Source organism: Shewanella sp. UCD-KL21, from assembly GCF_001957135.1.
Classification (GTDB): domain Bacteria; phylum Pseudomonadota; class Gammaproteobacteria; order Enterobacterales; family Shewanellaceae; genus Shewanella.
In genome coordinates this window covers 40,206-65,316 of sequence record NZ_MPHK01000008.1, presented here as the reverse complement: position 1 = coordinate 65,316, position 25,111 = coordinate 40,206, and the positions used below count along the sequence as shown (strand labels likewise).

Sequence of the window (25,111 nt, the reverse complement as noted above, 5' to 3'; positions counted from 1 at the left end):
CTCAGCGCCGCTAGAAGGCTTCATTGACGTTAAAGTAAAAGCCGCTATCACCATCACCAAACGCTAAATCTAGGCGTAAATTGACTTTAGGCTTAACCTCTAAACGATAACCGACACCAATATTAGGCAGTAACTCATCAAAGGACAGTTCACCCACTTTGTCTGCAATACTGCCTGCGCCAACCCAATAAACCATGCCGTGTCTGCCAGTTAAATGTTGCCGATACTCCACCTGAGCCAGCAGCATTTGTTTGTCACGATAGCGACCCGTGGTGTAGCCCCGTAATGAATTACCACCACCGATTTTAGATAGCTGATCCCAAGGCACATCGCCGTGGGTAAAGCGTCCGCGTACTTGCCATGCTATGGTGTCATCATTAAGGATTGGATAATAGGCACTGTATAGAGCGTTATAGACTTCAAAGTCATGCTTGCCGCCAAAATCTTCGCGATACACGCCAATCTCAAACTGGCTAATGCTCCCCTGCTGCGGGTTAAGCACATGATCGCGGGTATCATAGTTAATTAATAAATTGACCCCAACATTGCGAGAAACTTCTTGTAAAGGGTCAACATCCACATCAATTGAGGCCACATCCACATCCGTGGCCTTTGCATAGATAAAATCAAAACCTGCTCCCACAAAGCTATGGGCGGATATGCGCTGTAGGAACATAGGGTTAACTTGAAATGTTTGACTATTAAATTCAACCCGATTTAAGTCTTGCTGGTTAAATTCATAACCTACGCCGTAATACACATCCGGTATGTCATACACATTGGCATTTAAATAAAGACGTTGGTTATCGCCATTAAAAAAGGTTTTATTTTCAATCCCGACCCCTAGCGCGCCATTGATTGAGGCTAAACCATTAATAACCAAAGAAGATAAATCACTGACCGTATCCTCTGGGTCGACTTGATATAGCCCAACCACAGATATCCCAACACCTAAACTCATTTCTGGGTTATAAAATGGCCCAGGTAAATAGCTAAAATCAATGCCCTTATCTGGATCAAACTCACCATCGGCACCGAGGTTAGTCAGTAGGTTTTCAAACCAGCCCTGATCTTCAGCTTCATCGGTTATGGTTTCAAGCTGATCAGCGCCAACCAATACCGCGTCTTCGCTGGCAGATTTTGGCGCTGACGTTTCAGGCTTTATTGTTGAATTTACTTGTGAGTTTACTTCTGAACTGGCAGCAATAGCAGCATTCGCCGCCGTTAACGGCGCTGCTACAGCGACATTAATGGCAAAAAAACTGGCACAATTTACAATCAGTAAGCGAGTGACAAACGGGCTAATTATTTTCATTTAACAGCGCACCTATTGCTGGTTCAATTGTGGCAGCATCATTAATAGCTGCACCAGTTTCTGCTGCATTACCTTGAGGCTCTGTTTGTTCGCGAGTGTCTGGTAAGTCAGCTAGCGGCGCTTGTTGATGGGTCAAATGAGGCTTTTCAGCTAAATGCTGCTTTAACAACTTATAATCCTCACGCTCATCATATTTAGCAATCTCTACAAACTGCAAATGGGTAAAGCCATCAAGCCATAATTCTTCTGGTACGTGGCTAAATGAGCCTGCAAACTTTTTATCTACACTAATGTGCTGCACTGCCACTTCATCGAAGTTAATCCCAAAAAGCTCAACGGCTAATGACAAGTGTTGCGCTGATGCTGGCGCGTCGTAAACTGCTGCAACCTTGTTCCATTGCTCACTTGCCTGAGCTTGCGCTTTACTGACCAAATAAGGTGATTGTTTGTCGCCGAGTAGGTAATGACGTTTAAGTAATACGAATTTATTTGGTAGTGGCTCGTTTGAGTCCCACCAGTCACCATCGATTGCCCTAAAGAGTGCATTGGTTTGTTCTTTAGATAAAGGCTCTAACCAAGCCAATGTTGCCGCTAACCAACCCGTCATATGATAATCATATTGCTGCTTGGTCATGGCTAAATTATTGGTCAGTATTGCTAACGCAATTTTGGCTCCCAGCATGTTTGAATATAAATCTTCTAACGAGTAAGCCGATACCGCTTCTGTCCATAAGGCAAAGCTGCGATAACCATGCCACTGGGATATTTCATGGGCTTCAGCCATAGTAAAGGCTAAGCGTACCGCCATGGCCGCCGCTAACTCCCAACGGTCATCTGCCGATAAATGGCTCACATCAAAAGCGGCGAGTTCAATGGTTCTATGGCCAATTTCTAATGGTAATTCAATAGACTGTGCCTGACCCAGTTTAGGCTGAATAAGATAAAACAGCGCAATTGCATTATCAGCGGTATCACGCACATGGGCTAAATCAATAAAGCCGCCTTTACGGGTATAAAGCATGCCATTGTTTTCCATGCTTTTACCGCTATCAGGTGAGCCTTTTTCATAACTAAATGTACCGGCATCAAATGCATGTGCGCCAATATCCTCAAGTGCTACTGTGTTAGCGTGACGATAAAAAGGGATCGGTAATAACCCCATAGCGACTTTTTGGTCAAAACCAAAAGCACAACAAGGTCTGACACTGGCGGGCATTGAAAGTGCTGCATTTTCAGGAAGGGTAATATCTCTGACTAACGCATTATCAGGTATATCATCTAAAGCGGCACTGACCGCAATATCTGTGGGTAATGCGCGCACTTGCCACTCATTACTGGAGCAAGCGCCTAAGGTCATAACTAAGCCTAAAAATGATATCGCTAGGGGAATTTTTATGATTTTCATTGAATAAAAGCCCTGATTTCTTTATTAATTTGTTTAGGAAAGTCATTACTCAATCCGTGAACACCGTTAGGTATAACTATGATAGGTGCATTTAAAAACTCAGCAAAACGACGCCCATTATCTAATGGGAACACCACGTCCTTTTCCCCCCAGATTAAAATGGTTGACGGTAAAGAGTCGGCAAATTCGTCGGGGTTTAATTGATCCCGATAAGCCGGCAAGGTGGTAATAAGAGATTCTTTTTGTGGCAAAGAGTCGGCAAAGTAATATTCATAAACCTGCTGATCAATGAACGCTGGCATCCATGGATAATCAACGAAAGTTTTTTCAAGTAAGCGTCTTACTTCAGGGCCATTTTTAGGCACAAACACCGCTTCAGGCGCATCGGCGCCAAAACGCTTAGTCATTGCTAGCATATCCTCATCTGAAAATATCAGTCCTGGACTTGCCAGCATCACCACCTGATTCACTTTGGGCTCGTGGATCATCAAATCAAAAGTCACAAAACCACCAAAGGAAATACCCACCAGATTAACGCTGCTCAATTCTAGTTGGCGGATTAATTCCTGCATGGCTTGGGTTTCACTGCTGATGTTAACGGGGGCAAAACTATATGAGTCTCCAAACCACAATAGATCTGGCACTATCACTTGATAGTCAGTGCTCAAGTCAAGCATCATTTCATACCAACTGGTCATGCCGTTACCGCCAAAACCGTGTAGCATTAATAATGTGGGCTTAGATGCATCTCCCCCTTGCCAGTAATGTAACTCGCCTCCCTCAGTCAATGACATTTGATGACGCTCAAAACCGTTTTTGAGCAAATTGTTTTGTTGGTGATCATCTACCATGGCAACAATGCTGCAGCCACTAAGCAATAGCGCAAAAAAACTGAGGGTTATGAGTCTCATCAATATTAAAACCTATATCCAATACCGGCCATAAAACTAGTACGGGTACCAATACCGCCCTCAAGCAGTAAATCAAAGCCTTTACCCAACTCGATTTGACCACCAATTAAGCCATTCCATTTATCGGCTAAATGCTGGTTAACTTCAAATTTAGCACCAGCAATAGGCACGCCAATATCTTGTAAAAAACCACTGAAGGTTTGCTCAACATTTTGATACATACCACCAATCCAAACTTGAGTGTCGTGACCACGGATATCAAAACGGTAGCCAACTCTCGGTGAAACCACAATTGAACTGATTTCACCTTCTAAAATATCTAAATCGGTATTGGTGTAGTTAACATCAAGTAAGGCAAACCAATTACCTATGCCGCCAACAATGGTGCCACCGGCGCCATAGGTTAAGCCTTCAAAATTTAACGCGAAGTCAAAAGGAGCTGTTTCCACGGGCTTAAAAGGAGGTGGAAGATCTAAGTTGACCGTGACATTGGCAATACTACTGCCTGAGGTTTTACCAATAATGCCGTATAAATTTAAAAAAGGTAGCACCCACATATCAGCACGAAAGGTAATTGTTTCTGACTCTTGAATCGCTTCACTGCCTTTAATTGAGACAATTTCATCAAGCAGATCTAATCCCGAAAAACTGACATTTTCTACCACTAATGGCTGATCCATATTCATATAGGTCACCCCTATGCCATACGGCTTAGGTAACTCATAGCCTAAATCAATGGCATCTTGTGCCCAAATAGGAAAAACGCGGTCATATTTAGGCTGAATTTCGATAGCTTCATCCGTAGACTCTTTAACCGACTCATTTGCTGACTCATTAACGTTTGCTTGAGTGGCAAAAGCGGTAATACCTAAAAAAATTCCTGATAAAACTCTTAACATCATGTAGGGATATCCTTAAATGACCATGATTCATTAATAGTCTATAAACTGAATAAATTCAACTTTAGCTATTATAGTGTATTGACAATAAAGCGTTGATATTTTGTACAAAAAATAGCAAGCTGCGCATAGTAGAGACGAAAACTGAAATTTATATTAAAAAAACTCAATATAAAAATAAATTCATTTAAAGATAAGCACTTAATACGCAATTTCTCCATCAGGTTTACAGTCATAATGTTTTTGAACATAGAAACAAACAAACCTGTAACAAACCTAATAACCTTGTTGAGACGCGATGGTTAGAAATGGCTATTAATTAACGCTGCAACTCATTGTCGTAGCCTCTGAAATTGTAATTACCACCCTTTTATGAATTTCAAAATTAGTAATATAACCGCACTCACCCGCGATGATCTCGCCACTATCAAACTCAATGTGATAGCGATATGCGCCATCTAACTGCGCTAAATCATAATACAGGGTGTTAGTATGCATCGCGGCAATGTCACCAAAGTCTAAGCGGCTATGGGGAAGTTTTACCACTGCGGATTCAACACCTTGAGCTGATTGATTACTGATGGTCAAACTGGGACTGAGATATAAGTACGACCAATATATTAATAAAATAAGCCCGCATAATAATATCGACACTTTGGCAAATAGTGCCCTCCATCCAGTAACGACCTTAAGTTTATTACCCTTTGCAAAAACCATTTAGACTTTGGTTCCTTTCACTGTAAACACTAACGGCACTGAGTTACCTTTAACAATAGAATGAAACTGATTAGGCGCTTGCTCTATCAAATTTTCAAAGCAGTTATAGGGGCTAAATGGATACTCGTTAAGACTATCAATTCTGATCCCTGCTTTGATTAGCGCATTAATAACATCACTTAATGAATGCGGCCAAGTCAGCATAGTTTGTGGTGTCGAAGCTGTTGATTGCGGTGAAGATGCAGACGCGGAATTACCGTGTGATTCGGTATAACTGCCCTCAACCACGACGTCAGCCTCTGCTTTATGGAAATATGAATAGCCCTCTAAAACATCCTGTAGCGGATGAAATTCAGCCATATAAAAACAGCCACCCTGCTTTAAACTCTTGGCAATGATATTTGCCCAACGATCGAGACAAGGCAGCCAACAAATGGTGCCGTATGAGGTAAATATAATTTCAAAATCAGTGACCTGCTTATCGGTAAATTGAGGTAAACTTTGATCGCCAAATTGATACACATCGGCGCAAATAAACTCGGTTTTTAGCTCACATTGCAATGCCAGCTCATTAGCTTTAGCAATGGCAACATCCGATAAATCAACTGCTGTAACTATGGCGCCTTTACGGGCCCAAGATAAGCTATCAAGACCAAAATGACATTGAAGATGCAGCAATGTCTTACCGTCAACATCGGTAAGCTCTGCAGTTTCAATTTCGGTTAATGACGACTTCCCCGCCAAAAAACCGGCCACATCATAAAATGACGAATCAAAATGCACTTTTGCTCTTTCATTCCAAGCATGCTTATTAACTGAAACATAATCCATTACTAAAGCCTTGTAAGTCATTATTAATATTGTGTATTTTATAAATATACAATTTTATAATTAGCGCCTGCTTAACCTACAACCAAATAGGCCACAGTTAGCAAACAAATGATAAACATTATGCCTAAAAATGTATCTTGCGGATATAAAAAAAAAAAAAAAGCCGACAATAAAAATTGTCGGCTTGTTTAAATAACGATATCGATAAAAATGGAGTTACATTGCTAACAGCAAATGCAGAACATTAATTATCCTTCAACACCTTTACTCGCAAGGAACTCATCATAAGTACCTTTAAAGTCATTGATGCCATCAGCAGTAATTTCAATGATGCGTGTTGCTAGTGACGATACAAATGCACGGTCATGAGAAACAAACATTAATGTACCTTCGTACAATTCTAATGCATTGTTTAATGACTCGATTGATTCCATATCCATGTGGTTAGTTGGTTCATCAAGCAATAAGATGTTTGGCTTTTGCATGATGAGCTTACCAAAGTACATACGCCCTTTTTCACCACCAGATAACACTTTAACTGATTTTTTAATGTCATCTGAACCAAATAACATACGGCCTAAGATGCCACGAACTGATTGATCGTCATCTTCTGGCTTACGCCATTGGCTCATCCAGTCAAATAAGGTCATGTCATTGGCAAAATCAGCTTCATGATCCTGCGCGTAATAACCAATGTTACTATTTTCAGACCATTGAACAGTACCCGCATCTTGTGGAATGTCATGTACTAAGGTACGTAATAAGGTGGTTTTACCCACACCGTTATCACCTAAGATAGCAACACGCTCGCCAACTTCAACCATCAGGTCAAGTTTGCTGAATAATGGCTTATCAAAGCCTTTCGCTAATTGCTCAACCACTAAGGCATTACGGAATAATTTCTTTTCTTGCTCAAAACGAATGAACGGGTTCACACGGCTTGAAGCCTTGATATCATCAAGCTTAATCTTGTCAATTTGCTTGGCACGTGATGTTGCTTGCTTAGCTTTTGAAGCGTTAGCAGAGAAACGAGCAACGAAACCTTGTAGCTCAGCAATTTGAGCTTTTTTCTTAGCATTATCAGACTGTAAACGCTCACGAGCTTGCTGCGCTGCCATCATGTATTCATCGTAGTTACCAGGGTAAACACGTAGTTCACCGTAATCGATGTCAGCCATATGAGTACAAACTGAGTTCAAGAAGTAACGGTCATGGGAAATAATTACCATGGTACTGTTACGTTGGTTAAGCATTTCTTGTAACCAACGAATGGTGTCGATGTCCAAGTTGTTGGTTGGTTCGTCAAGTAGCAAAATATCTGGATCAGAGAACAAGGCTTGAGCCAAAAGTACACGCAGTTTAAAACCTGGTGCGATTTCACTCATTAGGCCAAAGTGCTGGTCTACACCAATACCTACGCCCATTAATAAATCACCCGCGCGAGATTCAGCGGTATAACCGTCCATCTCAGCAAATTCCATTTCAAGCTCAGCGACTTTAATGCCGTCTTCTTCACTCATTTCTGCGAGTGAATAAATGCGGTCACGTTCTTGCTTCACTTCCCACAACTCTTTGTGGCCCATGATAACGGTATCAACCACTGAGAACTCTTCATAAGCAAATTGATCTTGATTCAATTTACCAAAACGTTCACCCGGATCAATTGATACATTGCCGCTTGTTGGCTCAAGATCGCCTGTAAGGATCTTCATGAAGGTTGACTTACCACAACCGTTTGCACCAATTAGACCGTAACGATTACCGCCACCGAATTTGACAGAGATATTTTCAAATAACGGCTTGCTGCCGAACTGCATGGTGATGTTGTTGCTGTATATCACGTAGGAGATTCCATTAGTTTTTGGACGAAAAATTGTCGCGATTATACATTATTCGACTCAAGCTTTACAGCCAGAATATTGATTGGTTTATTTTTGCTTATTTGTCAGATTGTTGCAGTAACTATACCCATGATTAACTCAAGATATAATCAAAACTGAGCTAACGTTAGCCTTTCACAATTTCAATTAATCTTGTAATAAACAACTTAACTGATTCTGCCGTTTCAAACTTAAAAGCTAAACCATAATGGCTTTCTTTTAAGCTTTTATGGCGACGAGTCGGGAAACGGGTCATTTGCGCATTATGATGGTAGTCATATTGTGCATGTACCCCGTCTAAGGTGGCAAGCTCACCTGAGAACACTTCAAAAGCCGGGCGAATAATCAGCACCGGCGTGTTATTTTCAATGTGCAAATACAGTGCTTCTTTAAGCTTAGGCAACATGTATTCGGTGACATTACTAATGGTAAAATTGGTGCGACACTCTAATTCATTTAACGCCGTACGCATGTCATCTTGGCTTATATTCATTGTTTCACTCGGTTGTAAGGGTCATTATGTTAACTGTAATGCCAAATAAACAAAAAGCCCCGAAGTTTCGTTCGAGGCTTAGATATAAATCACTGACTTAGATTAAGTTTAACTGGGTTAATATATAATCCAACCCACCAGTAATCGCCGCCACTTGGGCATCGTTACATTCTTGGTCATTGACCAATGGGCTATCAGGATACACTTCAGTGGTGGTGTTATAGTGATTGTTTGTCATACCCGCGCACAAGCCAAGCTTTTTGGTTGGGTAGTTAATGACCCCAAACTGCTCAATATCAACGCCAATTAACTGACCGTCATCGTCTGGGGCAATATGGGTCACTTTAGCCACCGACTCAATAATCGCCTTTTGAAAATCAGGGGTTGGGTTGTCACTATCACCCACTAAATAAAACCCATCAGGTATGACCCCTTTTTCATAATCTTTGCCATCTCGGGCTGATAATGCGGGGCGAAATTCTAGCTCGTCAGTATCTGTGGTTTCATGCAAATCGATGTGAGCATAGACTTCACCAAGACTTGCAACAAATGCCATTACCGCTGCGGCTTCATTGGCTGGGCTGTCAGCATAGAAAGAGCGATTAGGGTCTACCGCATAAGGATTCCAACGATTAATGGTTTCATAACCCCATGGGCTCACACACGGCGCTACCGCAATATTAAAATATTGGCTGTAATGCTCTGCTTTGGTCGCTAAAAATTGAATCGCGCCATGTACGCCACTGGTTTCGTAACCATGAACGCCGCCAGTCACTAAGATCGTTTTTTTACTGCTGTCCCAGTGTTTAGTTTTAAATGCAAATAGCGGATATTTGTCAGCATCATAAGCTAAAGCGCCATATTGCACTTGCTCAAAGCGTGAGGCTAAAGGCGCTAATTTAGTTAGTACTTCTTGTTGGTAACTACGTTTAATGGTCACTTGGGCAAGCCACTGCGCTTTTTCTTGTGTATTCCAAGGTTGGCCTGGGGTGCCAATGGGGAAAGTTGACATAAAAATACCTTATTTGCTGTCTTTCTCTTATTAATTGTTTCGAATCCTACCGCAACGCTAGTGTAATTTCTATCTAAGCGATGGTTCATTTGTGGATAACAGGATGTTCGCAGCTAGGTAAATGATAGCCGTAAACGTCAGTAACAAAAAACTGCCATTAGGGCTAAATACCCAACGTCGCCGCTAAAATCAGACATCTACCTGTTGCGGTTATAAATCGAGGAGTTATTTACTGGTAAAGGTAAATTTGTTTTTAAGCCAACTAAGACTGGCAATTTGCTGTGTTTGGGTTAGGCCAAAGTAAATACAAACCCATGGGCAAATTAATAAAAACCAAGGTAATGCTGCTGTTGGTACGCCACTAAAAAAGAAATACAAAAAGCCGCCATACATGACGATAACCCCAATAATGCCCACCACTAACATGACTTTTTTCATCAAACTTTCTAAGCGTACAATATTCACAACTATCCTTACTGTCATTAAGCACTGCCGAGGTGCAACTTTATTTCGATTGAAATAAACTAAGGCAAAAATATAACCACAGGGTAACATTATTACTCACCCAGAAAAACTTATCCCTTTGCTTTTGTGCTCGCCTAAGCTGTAACGCCCCGCCTAGATTAACCAATATAAATAAACGCTTATAATCTTGTGTGCGTATATTTGCGATTCAAAGACAAAAAATCCCTACCGGAAAACCAGTAGGGATTAATACTATTAATGAGCCAATATTATCATCGCTAGTGCGACTAATATTGTTATTGCTAATACGACTTAAAGGCGAATGCCGCCATCAATTTCAAACACACGGCCATTAACGTAATCATTCTCAACGATAAATTTAACCGTTGATGCGATTTCTTCAGCTTGACCTAAACGCCCAACTGGCACCATTTTCTCCATTCGCTCTAAGGCTTCAGGTTTCATCGCTGCGGTCATTTCGGTTGCTATTACACCAGGTGCTACCGCTGCGCTACGAATATTATAACGAGCTAGCTCTTTCGCCCAACCTACACTCATGGCAGCCACACCCGCTTTAGAAGCTGAGTAGTTAGACTGACCCATGTTGCCAGCTTTAGCGACACTTGAGATATTAATAATCACCCCAGGCTGCGCGGTTTCAATCATCACAGCCGCGGCTTCACGACCACATAGGAAGGTACCGGTTAAGTTGACATTGATAACTGACTGGAATTGCTCATATGACATACGGTCAGTAACCTTGCCATCTTTTGCCTTAACCATTAAACCATCACGCAAGATACCTGCGTTGTTGATAAGAATATTAACCTGACCAAAATCTTCACGGATGAAATTAAACCCTGCCACCACATCTTCTTCATCGGTGATATCTAAGGCATAGCCTTGAACTTCAGTACTTGCACCTAAATCAGCACAAGCACGTTCTAGTTTTTCTTGATCAACATCGATAAGTGCTAATCTTGCGCCTTGGGCGGCGAACTCTTGCGCCATAGCCAGACCTAACCCACCTGCACCGCCAGTAATGACAACAACTTTATCTTTAATTTCCATTAACTGGATCCTTTCTTTATTTATTTAGTGTTCAGCCATGCTCAATCTAAGCCCCAGCTGAATATCATTCAGCCAACCTTCAAGCTGCTGCTATTTATCTTCATCTGCTTTAGCAAACTGTTCAAAAATACTCGAAAAATCACGGCGACCATTGCCTTGACGGGCGTGGTTAACATATAAACTGCGTGCTAATGCGCCCATTGGCGTACTGGAGTTCGATGCTAGCGATGCTTGCTGTGACAAGCCTAAATCTTTTACCATCAAATCAACCATAAACCCGCCCTGATAATCATTTGAAGCTGGCACATTATCCATCACATCAGGACACGGGTTGTATTTTTCGAGGGTCCAGTTGCCGCCGCTACTGACTTTCATGATATCAGATAACACTTTAGGGTCTAAACCATTATCAATACCTAACTGCAAAGATTCACTGGTGCCCACCATTAATACGGATAACAGCATATTATTACAGATTTTGGCAATTTGACCGGCACCAGTCGCGCCTGCATGGAATATATTTGCCCCCATAACCGTTAATACGGTTTGCGCTTTCTCAAAGGCGTTGTCACTGCCACCACAAATAAAGGTCAGCGTGCCTGCTGCAGCGCCCGCTGTGCCGCCCGACACTGGCGCATCCATAAACTCAATGCCTTTGGCTGCAGCTTGTGCCCCAACCGTTTGCGCCGTGCCAGCATCTATGGTGGAGCAATCAATTAAGATGGCATCTTTAGCGACCACATCCAGCAAGCCTTTGTTGTCATCATCGCCAATATACAAACTATGTACATGCTTACCTGCAGGCAACATGGTAATCACATAATCTGCTGCTGCCGCTGCGCCGCAAGCGGTTTTTGCGCTTAACGCGCCTTGCTTAGTTAATGCCTCGACCGCCGCGGGTACTAAATCAAATACCGTGACTGTCATGCCTGCTTTAATTAAATTGGCTGCCATTGGGCCGCCCATATTACCTAAACCAATAAATGCTACTGTTGCCATGATAAGTTCCTTTTAGATGTCTGTTTGCTAGATGCCATTTAGCTAGATGCCTTTTAGTTAAATGCCTTTTAACGGATGCTCATCAGCTTGCCAAGGTGATGTCAGCAATTGAGTCACAGCTTCTGCGGTCACTTCACTGGCATGACTAAATCGCCATTGTGGATTACGATCTTTATCAATGAGTAACGCCCTTACCCCTTCACAGAAATCACCATAGGAGCAGCAATTGACGCTAATGCCTAGCTCCCACTTAAAGCACTCTGCTAATGTTTTATTCGTACCTAAATTGGCTTGGGCAAAAATTAAAAACCAACTTAATGGGCTGCCTTTTAAAGCCGTTTTTTGCGCCCGTTTAAGCCAATCTAATTCAGTATCTAAACTGCTAAGTTGATAATGCACCTCTTCAATTTCACCCGCCATTAATTGGTCAATCTCAGTTTGAAATTGCATAAGTGGGCTTTGAGCTATTTCAGCGGTGGTATTGTGTTGTAGGGTGTTTAACACCGAAGTTAACTGCTGATGATTTAACTCAGTATCATCACTCCAACTCACATCTGCAAGGGCATCAAATAACGGCTGTTTATCATCACTTGCTAAAAAGTGATTACCCAGTCCAACATGCAAAGCATCGGCGGCGTTCATGTTATAAGCGGTTAAGCCTAAAAATAGCCCTAATTTACCCGGCATACGATTTAAGAAATAACTGCCGCCTACATCAGGGTACAAACCTATGGAAATTTCAGGCATGGCAATGCGGCTTCGCTCAGTCACCACTCGGTGACTGCCACCCGCCATAAGCCCTAAACCGCCGCCCATAACAATGCCATCGCCCCACACCAGCACAGGTTTACCATACTGATGTAGTAAATAATCCAATTGATACTCTTGGGTGAAAAAATCGCACGCTTCTGCTGTCATGGTATTAGGATTAGCAACTGATGCATGGTAAATCGCCCTGACATCACCACCGGCGCAAAAGGCTTTATCCCCAGCGCCATCTAGCACAACAAAAGCAATATCATCATTTTGCTGCCAAGCAAGCAGCTGCTTGGTCATGGCCTTGACCATGTCCAAATTCAAGGCATTTAGGGCCTTTTCAATGTTAAGGGTGACCACCCCAATTGATTTACCAGACAGGGTCCCTAAGGTTTGAAATATTACATCTTGAGTCATTCGCCATTATTCCAATTCAGTTTATTGTTTTTAAAGCTTATTAAGGCTTTATTACAGGTAATCCAAGCTATCATTGCGACTAGGGGGATGCCCAAGCGGCTAACTTAATTAGCCAGCTTGAAGACCTCACCTAATGACAGTTACAAAATAGCGTGCGCATTTTCATCCAGCAAACGACGCGCAATGATTAAGCGCATAATTTCATTCGTGCCTTCAAGAATTTGATGCACCCGTACATCTCTAAAATGACGCTCTAATGGGTATTCACGAATATAGCCATAACCGCCGTGAAGTTGCAGCGCGTTATCACATACTTGAAAACCAATATCGGTGGCAAATCGTTTTGCCATGGCGCAATAAGCAGTGGCTTCAGGATCTTTTGAATCTAATTTGAAAGCAGCCAAGCGCACTAACTGCCTTGCAGCGACTAACTCAGTCGCCATATCGGCTAGCTTAAACTGTAAACCTTGAAAAGCCGCAATGGGCTTACCAAATTGCTTACGCTCATTCAAGTATTCTGTGGCGCGGGTTAGCGCGGCTTGCGCGGTACCGATAGAACAAGTGGCGATATTAATACGACCGCCATCAAGACCCTTCATGGCAAAAGTGAAACCTTGGCCTTCTTCACCGAGCAAATTAGCCACGGGTACGCGGACATTTTCAAAGGTTATTGAACGAGTTGGCTGGGCATTCCAGCCCATTTTATCTTCCGCTTTTCCGTAGCTTACACCGGCAGTATCAGCTGGAATAGCAATGGCTGAAATACCTTTTGCGCCCGCTTCGCCGGTACGGCACATCACCACTAATAGCTCAGTTTCACCCGCACCAGAAATAAACATTTTTGAGCCATTAATGATGTAATCATCACCATCACGTACCGCTTTAGTCGCAAGTGATGCCGCGTCGCTGCCAGCACCCGGTTCAGTTAAGCAATATGATGCTAATAATCGACCTGTGGTTAGACCTTCAGACCACTGCTGGCGCAATGTTTCACTGCCCCAAGTGGTGACCATCCATGTGGCCATATTATGAATAGTTAACATGGCGGTAGTGGCAGTGCAGCCTTGTGATAACTCTTCAAAAATAATCGACGAATCTAATCGGCTTAGCCCCATGCCACCTTCTGACTCAGGCGAATACAAAGAGCAAAAACCCAGCTCGCCAGCCTTGTGAATAACATCTTTTGGAAAGTGATGCTCTTCATCCCATTTTGCGGCAAAGGGTGCCAGCTCATCTGCGGCAAATTGACGGGCTAATTCTGCGAATTGGCGTTGGTCTTCAGTTAAATTAAAGTCCATGGTGTTAATCCTTTTTACTATGACTCTTAAGGTCATTTTATGGCTAAATAATCCTGCGCGTTTATGTAAGCGTGTTTGCAAAAGCTGAGTGACTTTTGCAAGCTGATTTTTACTAAACGCTTATAGCTAACCGCACCTTAGTTAAACGCTATTTGGTTCCACGCTACCTGGTTACACGCACAGTGATCATTAAGTGAGTCTTGTTGTTTGTCTAAATAATTAACTGGCCTTCTCCCATCAGAAGACCAGTAGATTTATTTGAGGTTGATGCTCATATTCGGGCCACTTACCACTTCGTCATCAAACCATCGTGAAGTGATGGTTTTCGTTTCAGTGTAAAAACGCACCGCTTGTTTACCATAAGCGTGTTGATCACCATAAAAACTGCCTTTCCAACCGGTAAACGAGAAAAACGGTAATGGCACAGGGATCGGCACGTTAATGCCCACTTGGCCCACTTCGATGTGGTGTTGATACTTACGCGCTGCGCCGCCTGATGCGGTAAAGATTGACGTGCCGTTGCCATAAGGACTGTTATTGACTAACTCAATGGCGTCGTCAAGGTTGTCAGCTTCCATGCAGCACAAAACAGGGCCGAAGATCTCTTCTTTATAAATGCTCATATCGGTGGTGACTTTGTCGAACATGGTTGGACCAATCCAGTTGCCTGACTCATAGCCTTCAACCGTAAAGTCACTACCATCGAGTAAACAGTCAGCGCCTTCAGCTTTACCTTGGGCAATAAGCTTAAGCACTCGCTCTTTAGCAGCGGGGCTAATAACTGGGCCATAGGCGGCATTGTCATCATTCCATAAACCTGGGCGCACTTTTGCTAGTGCTTCTTTAAGCTCAGGGATCCACTCTTTCGCCGCGCCAACAAACACTGCAACCGAAATCGCCATACAACGTTGTCCTGCTGCGCCTACTGATGCACCCACCATGTTATTGATCACTTGTTGCTTGTTAGCATCAGGCATGATCACGCAGTGGTTTTTAGCGCCAGCAAAAGCTTGTACACGCTTTAAGTTATCAGTGCCGGTTTTGTAAATGTATTGCCCAACAGCGACTGAGCCCACAAATGAAATCGCTTTAATGGCAGGATCTGCCAATAAAATATCCACTGCGGTTTTATCACCATGAATAAGCTGCAGCACGCCTTTGGGAGCGCCCGCTTCAACAAACAATTCAACTAGACGCTGCGGCGTCATAGGATCTTGCTCTGAAGGCTTTAAAATAAAGGTATTACCGCAAGCAATCGCTAACGGGAACATCCATAACGGGATCATCGCCGGGAAGTTAAACGGGGTAATACCCGCACATACACCTAATGGCTGGGTGTAGCTGTAGGTATCAATATTACGCGCCACATTCTCAACCGTTTCGCCCATTAACATTGAAGCGATATTACAAGCATGCTCTGCCACTTCAATACCACGCCAAACATCACCTTTTGCATCTTCAAAGGTTTTACCGGTTTCTTGAGCAAGAATGGTGGCGATTTCATCGTGATGTTCTTTCAAAAGGTGCTGATAACGGAGCATTACGCGAGCACGTTCTGACACTGGTACTTCTTTCCAAGTGGTGAATGCTTGTTTTGCACTGTCGATGGCTTGATTAACTTCAGCAACTGTAGCGGCATTAATATTCGCAATAACACTGTTATTAGCAGGGTTAGTGACGTCGATATTTTGTGTACCTGTACCTTCGCTAAACTCACCAGCAATATAATGTTTAACTTGTATGGTCATCTTGCTTCCTAAATCCTGTTACAGATTATTGTTGAGCCCCAAAGCTCTTGAGTAATAATAAGCACCAGCCAAGCTGTTATTATTGGCTTCACTCTAAGGTGATTATTTGCCATAGCCTTTACTGGTGCTTATTTGTTGTTAATCCATCGAATAAAGTGACGTAATTAACAACGAGTCTTGTTAAATCTTAATCAATTACCGCGAGATTAAACTTCAATCGCCATTGCAGTCGCTTCGCCGCCGCCAATACATAATGACGCCACACCTTTTGCTGTGCCTTTAGCCAAACCTTTGGCTTGTAGCGCATGGATAAGGGTCACTAATACACGGGCGCCAGAACAACCGATTGGATGACCTAATGCACACGCACCGCCATAAATGTTCACTTTATTGGCATCAAGTTGCAGCTCTTGGATGGCTAACATGGTCACCATGGCAAAGGCTTCATTGATTTCAAATAAATCAACATCTGCTTTTGCCCAGTTAACCTTATCGAATAATTTGTTCATCGCGCCCACTGGCGCTGTGGTAAACATTGATGGCTCTTGTGAGTGAGTGCTATGGCCTTTAATTGTCGCCATAACCTCTAAGCCAAGTGACGCTGCTTTTTCACGGGTCATTAGCATTAATGCCGCAGCGCCATCAGAAATCGAGCTTGAGTTGGCAGCGGTAATGGTGCCGTCTTTAGTAAATGCAGGGCGCAATGTCGGGATTTTTTCAGGGCGGGCATTGCCCGGTTGCTCATCGGTATCAATAGTCACATCACCACGGCGATTAGCAATGGTAACTGGCACAATTTCCGCTTTAAACGCACCTGAATCAATGGCTTTGTTGGCTTTTTCAAGTGAGCTTAAGGCAAAGTTATCCATCTGCTCGCGGGTGAGACCGAAATCATCTGCAGTTTTTTGTGCAAATGTGCCCATAGCGCCGCCAGTGTAGGCATCTTCTAATCCATCAAGAAACATATGATCTAACACTTTGCCATGGCCCATACGCATGCCGCCGCGAGCTTTGTCTAATAAGTATGGCGCTTGGCTCATGCTTTCCATACCACCAGCAATAACCACTTCGCTGCTGCCAGACTTAATTGCATCATGAGCCAGCATCACAGTTTTCATGCCTGAGCCACACACCTTGTTGACAGTTGTTGCGCCAACACTTAAAGGCAAGTCAGCACCCAATGTCGCTTGCCTTGCTGGTGCTTGTCCTAAGCCTGCCGGTAATACACAGCCCATTAGCACTTCATCAATTAAATCTGTATTGATTTGAGTTTGATTCACTAAGCCTTTAATTGCACTGGCTGCTAAAGTTGGCGATGCCACGGCTGATAATGCGCCTTGAAAGCCACCCATTGGGGTACGTTTAGCAGCAACAATAACAATATCTTGGGGTGATTGGTCTGTACTCATAACTTCTCCGGTCTAAACTGCTGGTAAATAAGCCGACAAAATCCACAAAAATGTGATCAAGCTCAACTATAAAATAATAGTTACACTCTGACGTTTACGCTAACGTAAAGCAAGTAGTTTGAATGTGATTATCAATTGTGAATAGTTTATGAGTGTCAGTGAAGATTTACATCAAGCGTAAAGTCATGATTTTAAATAGCTAAAATGTAATAAATTCCACTAAAAAAGTTATAGCTAGCGTTAAATTATCAAGCTATTTATGAAGAAATTTGCCATAAAAAAGGGCGATATCGAAAACGATATCGCCCTGTTTATTATTACTGGTAGCATGATGTTTGGCTGAATTTACGCCATATTTGCTTAAAACACCTTAATCAATCTGTGATTAACTTTTCAGTTCCCACGGCGTTCGTGCGCTCATATCGGATAAATCATAAGGCGTAAGCTGGTAAACATAGTAGTTAAGCCAATTACTGACTAATAAGCTGCCATGACTGTGCCAGCGAGCAATGGCCTCTTGGCTTGGATCATCATTTCGATAATAGTTTTGCGGCACATCAGGGTTTAAGTTTTGCGCTAAATCCCGCTGATACTCGTCATTAAGGGTCGATTTTTGATATTCAGGATGACCCATCACAAATAAGTTTCTGTTATTACGGCTAAGGACAATATAGGCCCCTGCCTCGGCAGATTCTGCTAACACTTCTAAGTCAGGGTGCTGCTTAATTAACTCAACATCCATTTCAGCAAAGCGTGAATGGGGCGCATAAAATTCGTCATCAAAGCCCCTAAGTAGCGGATGCGGCGTTAATGAGCGGCTATGTTTGAACACCCCAGAGCGTTTTTTGGCTAATAGTTTTCGGTGTAAATCATAAAGATGAAATAACCCCGCGTGACCTGCCCAGCACAAAAATAACACTGAGGTGACATGGCGCTGAGACCAATCAATAATTTCTTTAATGTGCTCCCAATACACCACATCTTCAAAATCAAGCTGTCCAAGTGGCGCACCGGTAATAATTAATCCATCATAATTGTTCGTTTTAACCGCTTCAAAATCCCGATAAAAAGCATTCATATGATCCACAGAAGTATGCTTAGATGCTTTGTCATGAATACGCAATAGGTCAACATCCACTTGCAGCGGAGTATTACCTAATAAGCGCAATAGCTGGGTTTCAGTTTCAATTTTATTGGGCATTAAATTTAATATTAATACCCGCATAGGTCGAATATCTTGATTTGCAGCGCGAGTTTCTGACATTACAAAGATATTTTCAGACTCTAAGATTTCAGCTGCAGGTAAATCATCTGGAATTCTAACCGGCATAGGAGCACCTTTTTAATACAAAATAACCCAGTGCATAGCCATGAAACGACTAGCCACCGACTTTATTAACAATCACATTTATGGGCTGTGTCTCATTGACATCAATGCTATACGCTTGCGTATTGATAAACCACAGCTTGCCATTTACTTCTATTCGCGCCCCAATTGAGTAGCGATGACCAGCAATAAACTGATCCCCTGCTATTTGAAACTCAAAAGACTGCGGCGTGTTCACTTGTTGGTACACTTTTTCAGCGACAACAATCGCTTTGGTATCTTGTAATGACACATCCTTCACTTGCACTGTGAGCCTGGCGTTATCTGGTAATGCTATGCGCTCGCGATAACTCACGTCACCGCTGATGGTCACTAATTGATCTACTGAAGCGCAGCCCATTAACCCGCCTAACAGCATTAATGAAATACATGCTTTGCTGATAAATGCTTTGATAGTGATGTTCATATATTCTGTCCTTATAATACATTAAGACTTCTAGAAGTCTATACGTCTCATGTTGAATAATATTCTTGCTTGTTATCCCCCGCAGTTGTTTTTATCATAGGCCATCACTTCGTCGTCTAAAAGCACATGACTACAGCAAACGCAATAATAGTGGGCGCTAGCTCACACCTTAGTAAAGAAATCGCACGCCAATTAGCCGAACAGAAAGTTTCTCTAGTGCTATTTGTACAAGATCCCGATGCCATGGCCGAGTTTGCCGCAAGCTTACCAACAAAAGTTGATGTGCTACCGTTAGATATTGAAAATCCAACAGCCATTATCAGCCAGCTTGAAAAAGTATGGTTAAGCCTTGAAGGCGCGCATTTAGTGTTAGTGAACACTGGACTGAATGGCTACAGTGAAGCACTGCCTTGGGAAATCGAACAAGATATCATTGACGTCAATGTGCGTGGTTTTGCCGCAATTTGTAATACCACCTTCCGATTAATGCGCGAGCAAGGCTATGGTCAAATTGCCGCAATCAACTCTATTGCCGGTTTACGTGGCGGCCCGAGTGTGGCCTATCATGCATCAAAAGCCTTTGCCGAAAATTATCTTGAAGGCTTAAGCATGCATGCACAACGTTTAAAGTTACCAATCACCATTACCGATATCCAATTAGGCCTATTGGATAAAGCGGCAATGCAGAAAAGTAAGCTGTGGTTACCGCCATTGCCAAAAGTAGCTAAACAAATTGTCTGCGCGATGCAAAAAGGTAAACGTAAAGTCTATGTCACTAAACGCTGGCGCTTAGTGGCTTGGTTAACCTTACTTTTACCTGAGTTTATTTATAACACTCGCCATTGGAAGACTAAAAAGAAAAAATAGTCTGTCATTTTCAAGTTATTTAACGTTACCCATAAAAAAACAGGAGCAGAGCTCCTGTTTTTTTGCTCTAAATTTTATTCAAATATTAGAAGGTGTAACCAATGCTGACCATGTATACCCATGGGTCAATATCTGTTTCAACTGAAACAGCATTTTCACCTAAATTGAATTTAACATCCGTTGAGATATCTGCGTACCAAACCGATGCATTCACTAACCAGTTATCATTAAACTGATAATCAAGCCCCACTTGAGCCGCTAAGCCCCATGAGTTACTCATGCTTAAATCAGTTAATGCACCGTCTAAGTCATTGGTAAATTCATTATCAAAAAAGTTAGTAAAGTTAACACCAACACCAATGTAAGGACGTAATTTAGATTGGCTATTACCAAAGTAATACTGCGCCACTAAGGTTGGTGGTAAATGCTTAGTTTCAGCAATTTTACCTAACTCACCTAGAGAAACATCATGACTAAAAGGTGTCGCAGCCAATAATTCTAAACCCCAATTATCAGTTAGCATGTAACCGAAATTTAAGCCGACTTGTGTATTATCATCGACTGTAAACTCTGCAACATCTGCAACAACTGGACTAGACTCATTTGGCACAACCGCTACCGCACCAACACGAAAGATAAAATCACCAGCTTGATGAGCAACCGCAGTTGAAGAAACACCTGCAGATAATAAACTGGCAGCAACTAGGCTAAGGGCTATTTTTTTATTCATTATGACAACTCCATGTGTACAACATAATTAGCGCTTTCGATAAACACTTTTAACAATTGCCGCCACACTGCCAGATAAAACCCTTAACAATCTTGATCCAGATCAACAAAGCTATTTATATCAAACTAGGTATAACGCTTTATTGACTTAGATCACGTTTAGCTTGGACTTTGTCGACTAAGGAGCTTTTAAAATGCCAGTTTAACTAATGAAAACGTTGATTTTTTAACCAGACACTTTCATGAGTAAAGCATCAGCCTGATATTCACTAAGTAATGATTTTTTTACCTTTTTATAACATTCAATGGCGGTGTTACTTGATAAGCAATCCTATAAAAAGCCTGTCTATAACAGCCTGCCTATGAAAGCCTGTCTATAAAAAGCCTGTCTATAAAAAGCCTCATAAAATAAACGCCGCTGCCAATGATTAAAAGATAACCCCCCTTATTTGTCCTTACAAAGGTGTTACCCTTGAGTGAAATACCTTTACCTTTGTTTATAGGCTGTAATTATTTTTCAATGACACCAATATGGATAACATCATTCTTTAGCTTCATGCTATTTATCGCAGCTGATTTAACGGCATCAGAGCACAATGGTATTGTTAACCCCAAATCTGTTACACCCAAATCTGAGATTCAGCCCATAAGCGACAATAAAGCGCCTTTAAATGAACCCCTGCCAGATGATGAAGTCGAGCCATCAGCTTGTTATAGCCGTTCGCAAACTGATGAAAAAATTGATAAGGCTTTTGACTATCTCAACAGCAAATTTTGCCAACCTGCCATTTGGTTTGACAGCTTTTTTGTCGATGATCGGATTGAAGATGATGCCAGAGCAGGCACAGTTGTCCGTTGGTATAATGATTTTTCTTATTATGAAAAAGAAGGTTTTAAATACCATGCCAACGTCAATGCACGAGTAAACTTACCTGGGATCACTAAAAAACTAAAACTCATTTTTGATTCAACTGGAGAAGATGATCCATTTTCATTTATACGCAGCCCTGACGATAACAACGACAGGGAATTTAGCTTACGCTATGACTGGCTAGCTCGAAATAGAAGTAGTTTTAATATAAAGCTCAGTTTTAAGCCTAAAATCGAAGCTCGTTATCGCTATACCTATCCTATTTCAGAAAATACCATCAGCCGTATCACCCAAAAACTGTATCAAGAGAAAAATCTCACTGGTGAGTCCACTGAATTCGATATTGAACACTCTTTTAACGATGATTTTTTATTGCGCTGGAGTGCTGCATTCCAATATGAGACTAACGATAACGGTTGGGAACTAGGCTCAGGTCTGCAGTTATATCAATATATCAGCGATAAACAAGCCATTAGTTATCAAGCCCACATACACGGCGTCGACCAGCCCTATAAATATATTGATAGTGCAAAAATTGGCTTAACTTACCGACAAAACTTTATTCGAGATTGGTTGTTTTTTGCCATCACGCCAGAATACACTTGGACTAAAGAGAATGATGAAGCGCGCATCAATCAAGTGGTGCTAACCTTTACCATAGAGTTTTTATTTCAAAATATTTAACTCTATGCCTATTAGCTAAACCACTGCTAAGAGGACAAAATGATGAAGGAAAAATTTATAAAATTTGATGTTTTTGGTAAGTCTTTGTCAATTAAGCGCCAAGATGGACAAAGTGATCAGCCCCAATGGTTACTGTTTCGTGATTCAGGCTCCGGGCTTAGATCGCGCATCCATGAAGTCATCATTCCAGCTGAGCTTAAAGAAACAGAACTTGCAGGTTATCTTGATGATATTTTCCATGAAAATGCCACTGCAAAACATTCACAAGTGTTAAAGCTGACATAAAGGCACTGTTAACCTATTGAATTTATTTAATCTAGCATCTATTGCATATAAAACCACGCAAGCCACAATCAATTAATTCTGAATGCTTCAAATCAGCAATTGTTACTACAAGCTGCATAGCTTAATCACCACTAACTAGTATTAAATACGCTCGGCTAACCATTTGTAGAGTAACGGGATAAATTAAATAGAACTTGATAAATTTCCAATAAAGCTCAACCATTGGCTGAGCTTTATAGCATCATGCTTTCGGTAATGTCTAAACCTTAAAAGATGAAATATCTGCTTCCATTGTTACCGCGAGTTTTGCTAAATCAGATGTTGCAACACTACTTTGATTAGCGCCCTCTGCAGTTTGATCTGAAATGTCACTAATATTTGTAATATTAATATTAATTTCCTCCGTTACCGCACTTTGTTCTTCTGAAGCTGTAGCGATTTGAGCATTAAGGTTATTTATATCTTCTATGCTGGTCATTATTTCATTTAATGCAGCACGAACCTGTGTTGATTTATCAACACTTAACCCGGCTTGATTAACCCCACTTTGCATCATTTTCATTGATTCTTGCGCACCGCCCTGAACGCGCTGAATCATTTCCAGAATCTCTTTAGTCGAATCTTGAGTACGTTTAGCTAGCGTTCTAACTTCGTCAGCAACAACCGCAAAGCCTCGGCCTTGCTCACCTGCTCTTGCTGCTTCAATAGCTGCATTCAAGGCCAGTAGGTTTGTTTGCTCTGAGATTGATTGTATTACGTCTATCACGGACCCTATTTCATCTGAAGATTTTGCAAGATCGGTCATCGCTTCGCTAGCATTGGTTAAATCAGTCGCTAATGACTCGATTACATCAATGCTTTCATTTACGATCCGCTGGGCTGCGTGAGCTGAAGTATTTGCTGTGTCAGACACATTAGCCGCAAGTGAAGCATTTTGTGCAACTTCACGGACAGTTACAGTAAATTGATGAATAGCTGTAGCAATTAATTGTGTTTGTTCTTGTTGTTGTAGTACGTTTTGCTGAGTTTGATGAGTAATAACCGCATTTTCTTCCGCAGACGATGACAGTCGAGCTGTAGAGTCGTGAGTGCTAGATACTGCTTTTTGAAAATTACTAACGATGTCATTAACATATTCGGAAATATGTGTAAATTCGTCATTACCTTCGAGTTGAATACGCTTCGTAAGATCGCCTTTGGCAATATCAACAGAAGTCGTTTCTAGTTGAAGCAATGAATGGCTAACCCTTCTGATCAACACGCTCGACCAGATACTTATCAGGATTACACTGAGTGTAGAAAATACCGATACAATCCAAATCAAGGAGTTAGAATTATCTTGCGCCACATCATAAGACGATCGAGCGTGATTTAATTCATAAGTTAAAAACTCGACTGCGGTTTCATTAATATCGGTAAACGCCGGATTAATATGGGTTAGTAAAATTTCATTTGATTTAAGATAGTCACCACGATTTAGAGCATCAATCGATGGGGTGAAACCATGCTTATTTACATTATCGATTAGGGCTCTAAGGTGGTTGATAGTTATCTGTTCATGACTATCAAGATGCGTGTCATTTAATTCATCAGATAAAATAGTATTGATTCGATTTAAACTGTTTTGCGTCGCTTTTACGTGGAAACTCAGGTGGTGATCATGTAAGTCAGAAAACGGACTTGTGGGATCGTGTTGAAAACCCAACAACAAACCACTGCGAGCCTTTTCTAATTCATGAAGTAGGTCACCAGTGGCAATACTCTGCTGTAAACTACCTTGATAGAGCTCAGCAATTGAGGTCTCAGATTCTAACGCACCACTCACCCCTTTATAGCGATAAAACTGAACGAAACTACAATAATAAACATGGCAAGTTTTAGCTGCAATCGAATTGATTTTAGACGGTCAAAAGTACCTGTAGAATTATTATTCATTGTTTTCACCATTTGTTGTTTTTATAAAGATTCGTTTTTATAGCGGCATTGAAGCTAGAAACTCAATGCCGCTATAAAGTTAATTGATAAATCTTCTTAAGAAATGGGATCTATAACAAACTAATAAAATTTAGATGACATTTATCTATAAAGTTAACGTTCACTTAAGCTATGTACAGGCAGAAATTAAGTAAAAATAGAAGTTAGACTCACTTTGCAGCTTGATTTGAGTCTTGGTAATCATCAGTTTAATTGAAAGTAACCACCAGTAAATACGGCTTGAGTCATCGCAGATGATTAACAAGGACGGAGCAATCTTAA

General features: G+C 41.7%; 23 protein-coding genes. 3 read left to right on the top strand and 20 right to left on the bottom strand.

Translation table 11 applies throughout. From position 1 onward, the window contains the following. Nucleotides 1-10: 10 nt before the first annotated feature. The 18 genes from BM739_RS09155 to BM739_RS09070 all read right to left on the bottom strand — a co-directional run bounded on the left by BM739_RS09155 (nucleotide 11) and on the right by BM739_RS09070 (nucleotide 19,419). Nucleotides 11-1,315 (bottom strand): BamA/TamA family outer membrane protein, encoded by a 1,305-nt coding sequence (locus tag BM739_RS09155; RefSeq protein WP_083698112.1) that lies wholly within the window; start codon nucleotides 1,313-1,315, stop codon nucleotides 11-13. After that, entirely contained in the window at nucleotides 1,302-2,720 is a 1,419-nt protein-coding gene (locus BM739_RS09150) for a DUF4056 domain-containing protein (protein WP_076539863.1), read from the bottom strand. Before BM739_RS09150 ends, BM739_RS09155 begins: the two co-directional genes overlap by 14 nt. Continuing rightward, a complete protein-coding gene (locus BM739_RS09145) occupies nucleotides 2,717-3,631 on the bottom strand; it encodes an alpha/beta fold hydrolase (protein WP_076539862.1) in 915 nt (304 codons plus the stop codon). Before BM739_RS09145 ends, BM739_RS09150 begins: the two co-directional genes overlap by 4 nt. 5 nt (nucleotides 3,632-3,636) lie before the next feature. Beyond that, nucleotides 3,637-4,533, bottom strand: a complete 897-nt coding sequence (locus BM739_RS09140; RefSeq protein ID WP_175609508.1) for a virulence protein — start codon at nucleotides 4,531-4,533, stop codon at nucleotides 3,637-3,639. A 312-nt stretch (nucleotides 4,534-4,845) separates the two neighbouring features. After that, a complete protein-coding gene (locus BM739_RS09135) occupies nucleotides 4,846-5,247 on the bottom strand; it encodes a hypothetical protein (protein WP_076539860.1) in 402 nt (133 codons plus the stop codon). Beyond that, nucleotides 5,248-6,078 carry a class I SAM-dependent methyltransferase gene (locus BM739_RS09130; RefSeq protein WP_076539859.1) on the bottom strand — a complete coding sequence of 277 codons (831 nt, stop codon included), beginning with the start codon at nucleotides 6,076-6,078 and terminating at the stop codon, nucleotides 5,248-5,250. Between the two features lie 248 nt (nucleotides 6,079-6,326). Further along, a complete protein-coding gene (locus tag BM739_RS09125) occupies nucleotides 6,327-7,919 on the bottom strand; it encodes an ABC-F family ATPase (RefSeq protein WP_076539857.1) in 1,593 nt (530 codons plus the stop codon). Nucleotides 7,920-8,085: 166 nt separating this feature from the next. After that, nucleotides 8,086-8,451, bottom strand: a complete 366-nt coding sequence (locus BM739_RS09120; RefSeq protein WP_076539855.1) for a hypothetical protein — start codon at nucleotides 8,449-8,451, stop codon at nucleotides 8,086-8,088. A gap of 97 nt (nucleotides 8,452-8,548) precedes the next feature. Continuing rightward, entirely contained in the window at nucleotides 8,549-9,463 is a 915-nt protein-coding gene (locus tag BM739_RS09115) for a M14 family metallocarboxypeptidase (RefSeq protein ID WP_076539854.1), read from the bottom strand. A gap of 225 nt (nucleotides 9,464-9,688) precedes the next feature. Then, nucleotides 9,689-9,889 carry a hypothetical protein gene (locus tag BM739_RS09110; RefSeq protein WP_139326864.1) on the bottom strand — a complete coding sequence of 67 codons (201 nt, stop codon included), beginning with the start codon at nucleotides 9,887-9,889 and terminating at the stop codon, nucleotides 9,689-9,691. Nucleotides 9,890-10,240: 351 nt separating this feature from the next. Further along, nucleotides 10,241-10,999: an SDR family oxidoreductase gene (locus BM739_RS09105; protein ID WP_076539852.1), complete on the bottom strand. Its 759-nt coding sequence runs from the start codon at nucleotides 10,997-10,999 to the stop codon at nucleotides 10,241-10,243. Between the two features lie 90 nt (nucleotides 11,000-11,089). Next, on the bottom strand, nucleotides 11,090-11,998 hold the full coding sequence (mmsB, locus tag BM739_RS09100) for a 3-hydroxyisobutyrate dehydrogenase (protein WP_076539850.1): 909 nt from the start codon (nucleotides 11,996-11,998) through the stop codon (nucleotides 11,090-11,092). A gap of 57 nt (nucleotides 11,999-12,055) precedes the next feature. Further along, nucleotides 12,056-13,171 (bottom strand): enoyl-CoA hydratase/isomerase family protein, encoded by a 1,116-nt coding sequence (locus BM739_RS09095; RefSeq protein ID WP_076539848.1) that lies wholly within the window; start codon nucleotides 13,169-13,171, stop codon nucleotides 12,056-12,058. A 140-nt stretch (nucleotides 13,172-13,311) separates the two neighbouring features. Further along, nucleotides 13,312-14,469 (bottom strand): acyl-CoA dehydrogenase family protein, encoded by a 1,158-nt coding sequence (locus BM739_RS09090; RefSeq protein ID WP_076539846.1) that lies wholly within the window; start codon nucleotides 14,467-14,469, stop codon nucleotides 13,312-13,314. A gap of 254 nt (nucleotides 14,470-14,723) precedes the next feature. Next, complete coding sequence (locus BM739_RS09085) at nucleotides 14,724-16,217, bottom strand: CoA-acylating methylmalonate-semialdehyde dehydrogenase (protein WP_076539844.1); 1,494 nt, start codon at nucleotides 16,215-16,217, stop codon at nucleotides 14,724-14,726. Nucleotides 16,218-16,423: 206 nt separating this feature from the next. Further along, complete coding sequence (locus BM739_RS09080; protein WP_076539842.1) at nucleotides 16,424-17,626, bottom strand: acetyl-CoA C-acyltransferase; 1,203 nt, start codon at nucleotides 17,624-17,626, stop codon at nucleotides 16,424-16,426. Nucleotides 17,627-18,011: 385 nt separating this feature from the next. Further along, on the bottom strand, nucleotides 18,012-18,956 hold the full coding sequence (metA, locus tag BM739_RS09075) for a homoserine O-succinyltransferase (RefSeq protein WP_076539840.1): 945 nt from the start codon (nucleotides 18,954-18,956) through the stop codon (nucleotides 18,012-18,014). 49 nt (nucleotides 18,957-19,005) lie between these two features. After that, a complete protein-coding gene (locus tag BM739_RS09070) occupies nucleotides 19,006-19,419 on the bottom strand; it encodes a YbaY family lipoprotein (protein WP_076539838.1) in 414 nt (137 codons plus the stop codon). 126 nt (nucleotides 19,420-19,545) lie between these two features. Between BM739_RS09070 and BM739_RS09065 the strand changes: the two genes are divergently transcribed. Next, complete coding sequence (locus BM739_RS09065) at nucleotides 19,546-20,286, top strand: SDR family oxidoreductase (protein ID WP_076539836.1); 741 nt, start codon at nucleotides 19,546-19,548, stop codon at nucleotides 20,284-20,286. An 85-nt stretch (nucleotides 20,287-20,371) separates the two neighbouring features. On the opposite strand, the gene ompW is transcribed toward BM739_RS09065, so the two are convergent. Beyond that, complete coding sequence (gene ompW / locus BM739_RS09060) at nucleotides 20,372-21,016, bottom strand: outer membrane protein OmpW (protein ID WP_076539834.1); 645 nt, start codon at nucleotides 21,014-21,016, stop codon at nucleotides 20,372-20,374. Between the two features lie 471 nt (nucleotides 21,017-21,487). Between ompW and BM739_RS09055 the strand changes: the two genes are divergently transcribed. Together BM739_RS09055 and BM739_RS09050 are read left to right on the top strand one after the other, a co-directional pair. Further along, nucleotides 21,488-22,570: a hypothetical protein gene (locus BM739_RS09055; protein ID WP_254843523.1), complete on the top strand. Its 1,083-nt coding sequence runs from the start codon at nucleotides 21,488-21,490 to the stop codon at nucleotides 22,568-22,570. Nucleotides 22,571-22,609: 39 nt separating this feature from the next. Continuing rightward, nucleotides 22,610-22,855, top strand: a complete 246-nt coding sequence (locus BM739_RS09050) for a hypothetical protein (RefSeq protein WP_254843522.1) — start codon at nucleotides 22,610-22,612, stop codon at nucleotides 22,853-22,855. 259 nt (nucleotides 22,856-23,114) lie between these two features. On the opposite strand, the gene BM739_RS09045 is transcribed toward BM739_RS09050, so the two are convergent. Beyond that, the gene (locus BM739_RS09045) at nucleotides 23,115-24,680 is read right to left on the bottom strand and encodes a methyl-accepting chemotaxis protein (protein ID WP_254843521.1); all 1,566 of its coding nucleotides are present in this window, start codon (nucleotides 24,678-24,680) and stop codon (nucleotides 23,115-23,117) included. Nucleotides 24,681-25,111 lie beyond the last annotated feature (431 nt).

What these genes read in the sequence shown, in the direction of transcription:
- BM739_RS09130 (WP_076539859.1), bottom strand. Translation starts at nt 6,078, where the DNA reads ATGGATTATGTTTCAGTTAATAAGCATGCTTGGAATGAAAGAGCAAAA.
- BM739_RS09065 (WP_076539836.1), top strand. Translation starts at nt 19,546, where the DNA reads ATGACTACAGCAAACGCAATAATAGTGGGCGCTAGCTCACACCTTAGT.
- ompW (WP_076539834.1), bottom strand. Translation starts at nt 21,016, where the DNA reads ATGAATAAAAAAATAGCCCTTAGCCTAGTTGCTGCCAGTTTATTATCT.
- BM739_RS09110 (WP_139326864.1), bottom strand. Translation starts at nt 9,889, where the DNA reads ATGTTAGTGGTGGGCATTATTGGGGTTATCGTCATGTATGGCGGCTTT.
- metA (WP_076539840.1), bottom strand. Translation starts at nt 18,956, where the DNA reads ATGCCGGTTAGAATTCCAGATGATTTACCTGCAGCTGAAATCTTAGAG.
- BM739_RS09150 (WP_076539863.1), bottom strand. Translation starts at nt 2,720, where the DNA reads ATGAAAATCATAAAAATTCCCCTAGCGATATCATTTTTAGGCTTAGTT.
- BM739_RS09090 (WP_076539846.1), bottom strand. Translation starts at nt 14,469, where the DNA reads ATGGACTTTAATTTAACTGAAGACCAACGCCAATTCGCAGAATTAGCC.
- BM739_RS09145 (WP_076539862.1), bottom strand. Translation starts at nt 3,631, where the DNA reads ATGAGACTCATAACCCTCAGTTTTTTTGCGCTATTGCTTAGTGGCTGC.
- BM739_RS09155 (WP_083698112.1), bottom strand. Translation starts at nt 1,315, where the DNA reads ATGAAAATAATTAGCCCGTTTGTCACTCGCTTACTGATTGTAAATTGT.
- BM739_RS09115 (WP_076539854.1), bottom strand. Translation starts at nt 9,463, where the DNA reads ATGTCAACTTTCCCCATTGGCACCCCAGGCCAACCTTGGAATACACAA.
- BM739_RS09120 (WP_076539855.1), bottom strand. Translation starts at nt 8,451, where the DNA reads ATGAATATAAGCCAAGATGACATGCGTACGGCGTTAAATGAATTAGAG.
- BM739_RS09085 (WP_076539844.1), bottom strand. Translation starts at nt 16,217, where the DNA reads ATGACCATACAAGTTAAACATTATATTGCTGGTGAGTTTAGCGAAGGT.
- BM739_RS09050 (WP_254843522.1), top strand. Translation starts at nt 22,610, where the DNA reads ATGATGAAGGAAAAATTTATAAAATTTGATGTTTTTGGTAAGTCTTTG.
- BM739_RS09140 (WP_175609508.1), bottom strand. Translation starts at nt 4,533, where the DNA reads ATGATGTTAAGAGTTTTATCAGGAATTTTTTTAGGTATTACCGCTTTT.
- BM739_RS09135 (WP_076539860.1), bottom strand. Translation starts at nt 5,247, where the DNA reads ATGGTTTTTGCAAAGGGTAATAAACTTAAGGTCGTTACTGGATGGAGG.
- BM739_RS09070 (WP_076539838.1), bottom strand. Translation starts at nt 19,419, where the DNA reads ATGAACATCACTATCAAAGCATTTATCAGCAAAGCATGTATTTCATTA.
- BM739_RS09080 (WP_076539842.1), bottom strand. Translation starts at nt 17,626, where the DNA reads ATGAGTACAGACCAATCACCCCAAGATATTGTTATTGTTGCTGCTAAA.
- mmsB (WP_076539850.1), bottom strand. Translation starts at nt 11,998, where the DNA reads ATGGCAACAGTAGCATTTATTGGTTTAGGTAATATGGGCGGCCCAATG.
- BM739_RS09095 (WP_076539848.1), bottom strand. Translation starts at nt 13,171, where the DNA reads ATGACTCAAGATGTAATATTTCAAACCTTAGGGACCCTGTCTGGTAAA.
- BM739_RS09105 (WP_076539852.1), bottom strand. Translation starts at nt 10,999, where the DNA reads ATGGAAATTAAAGATAAAGTTGTTGTCATTACTGGCGGTGCAGGTGGG.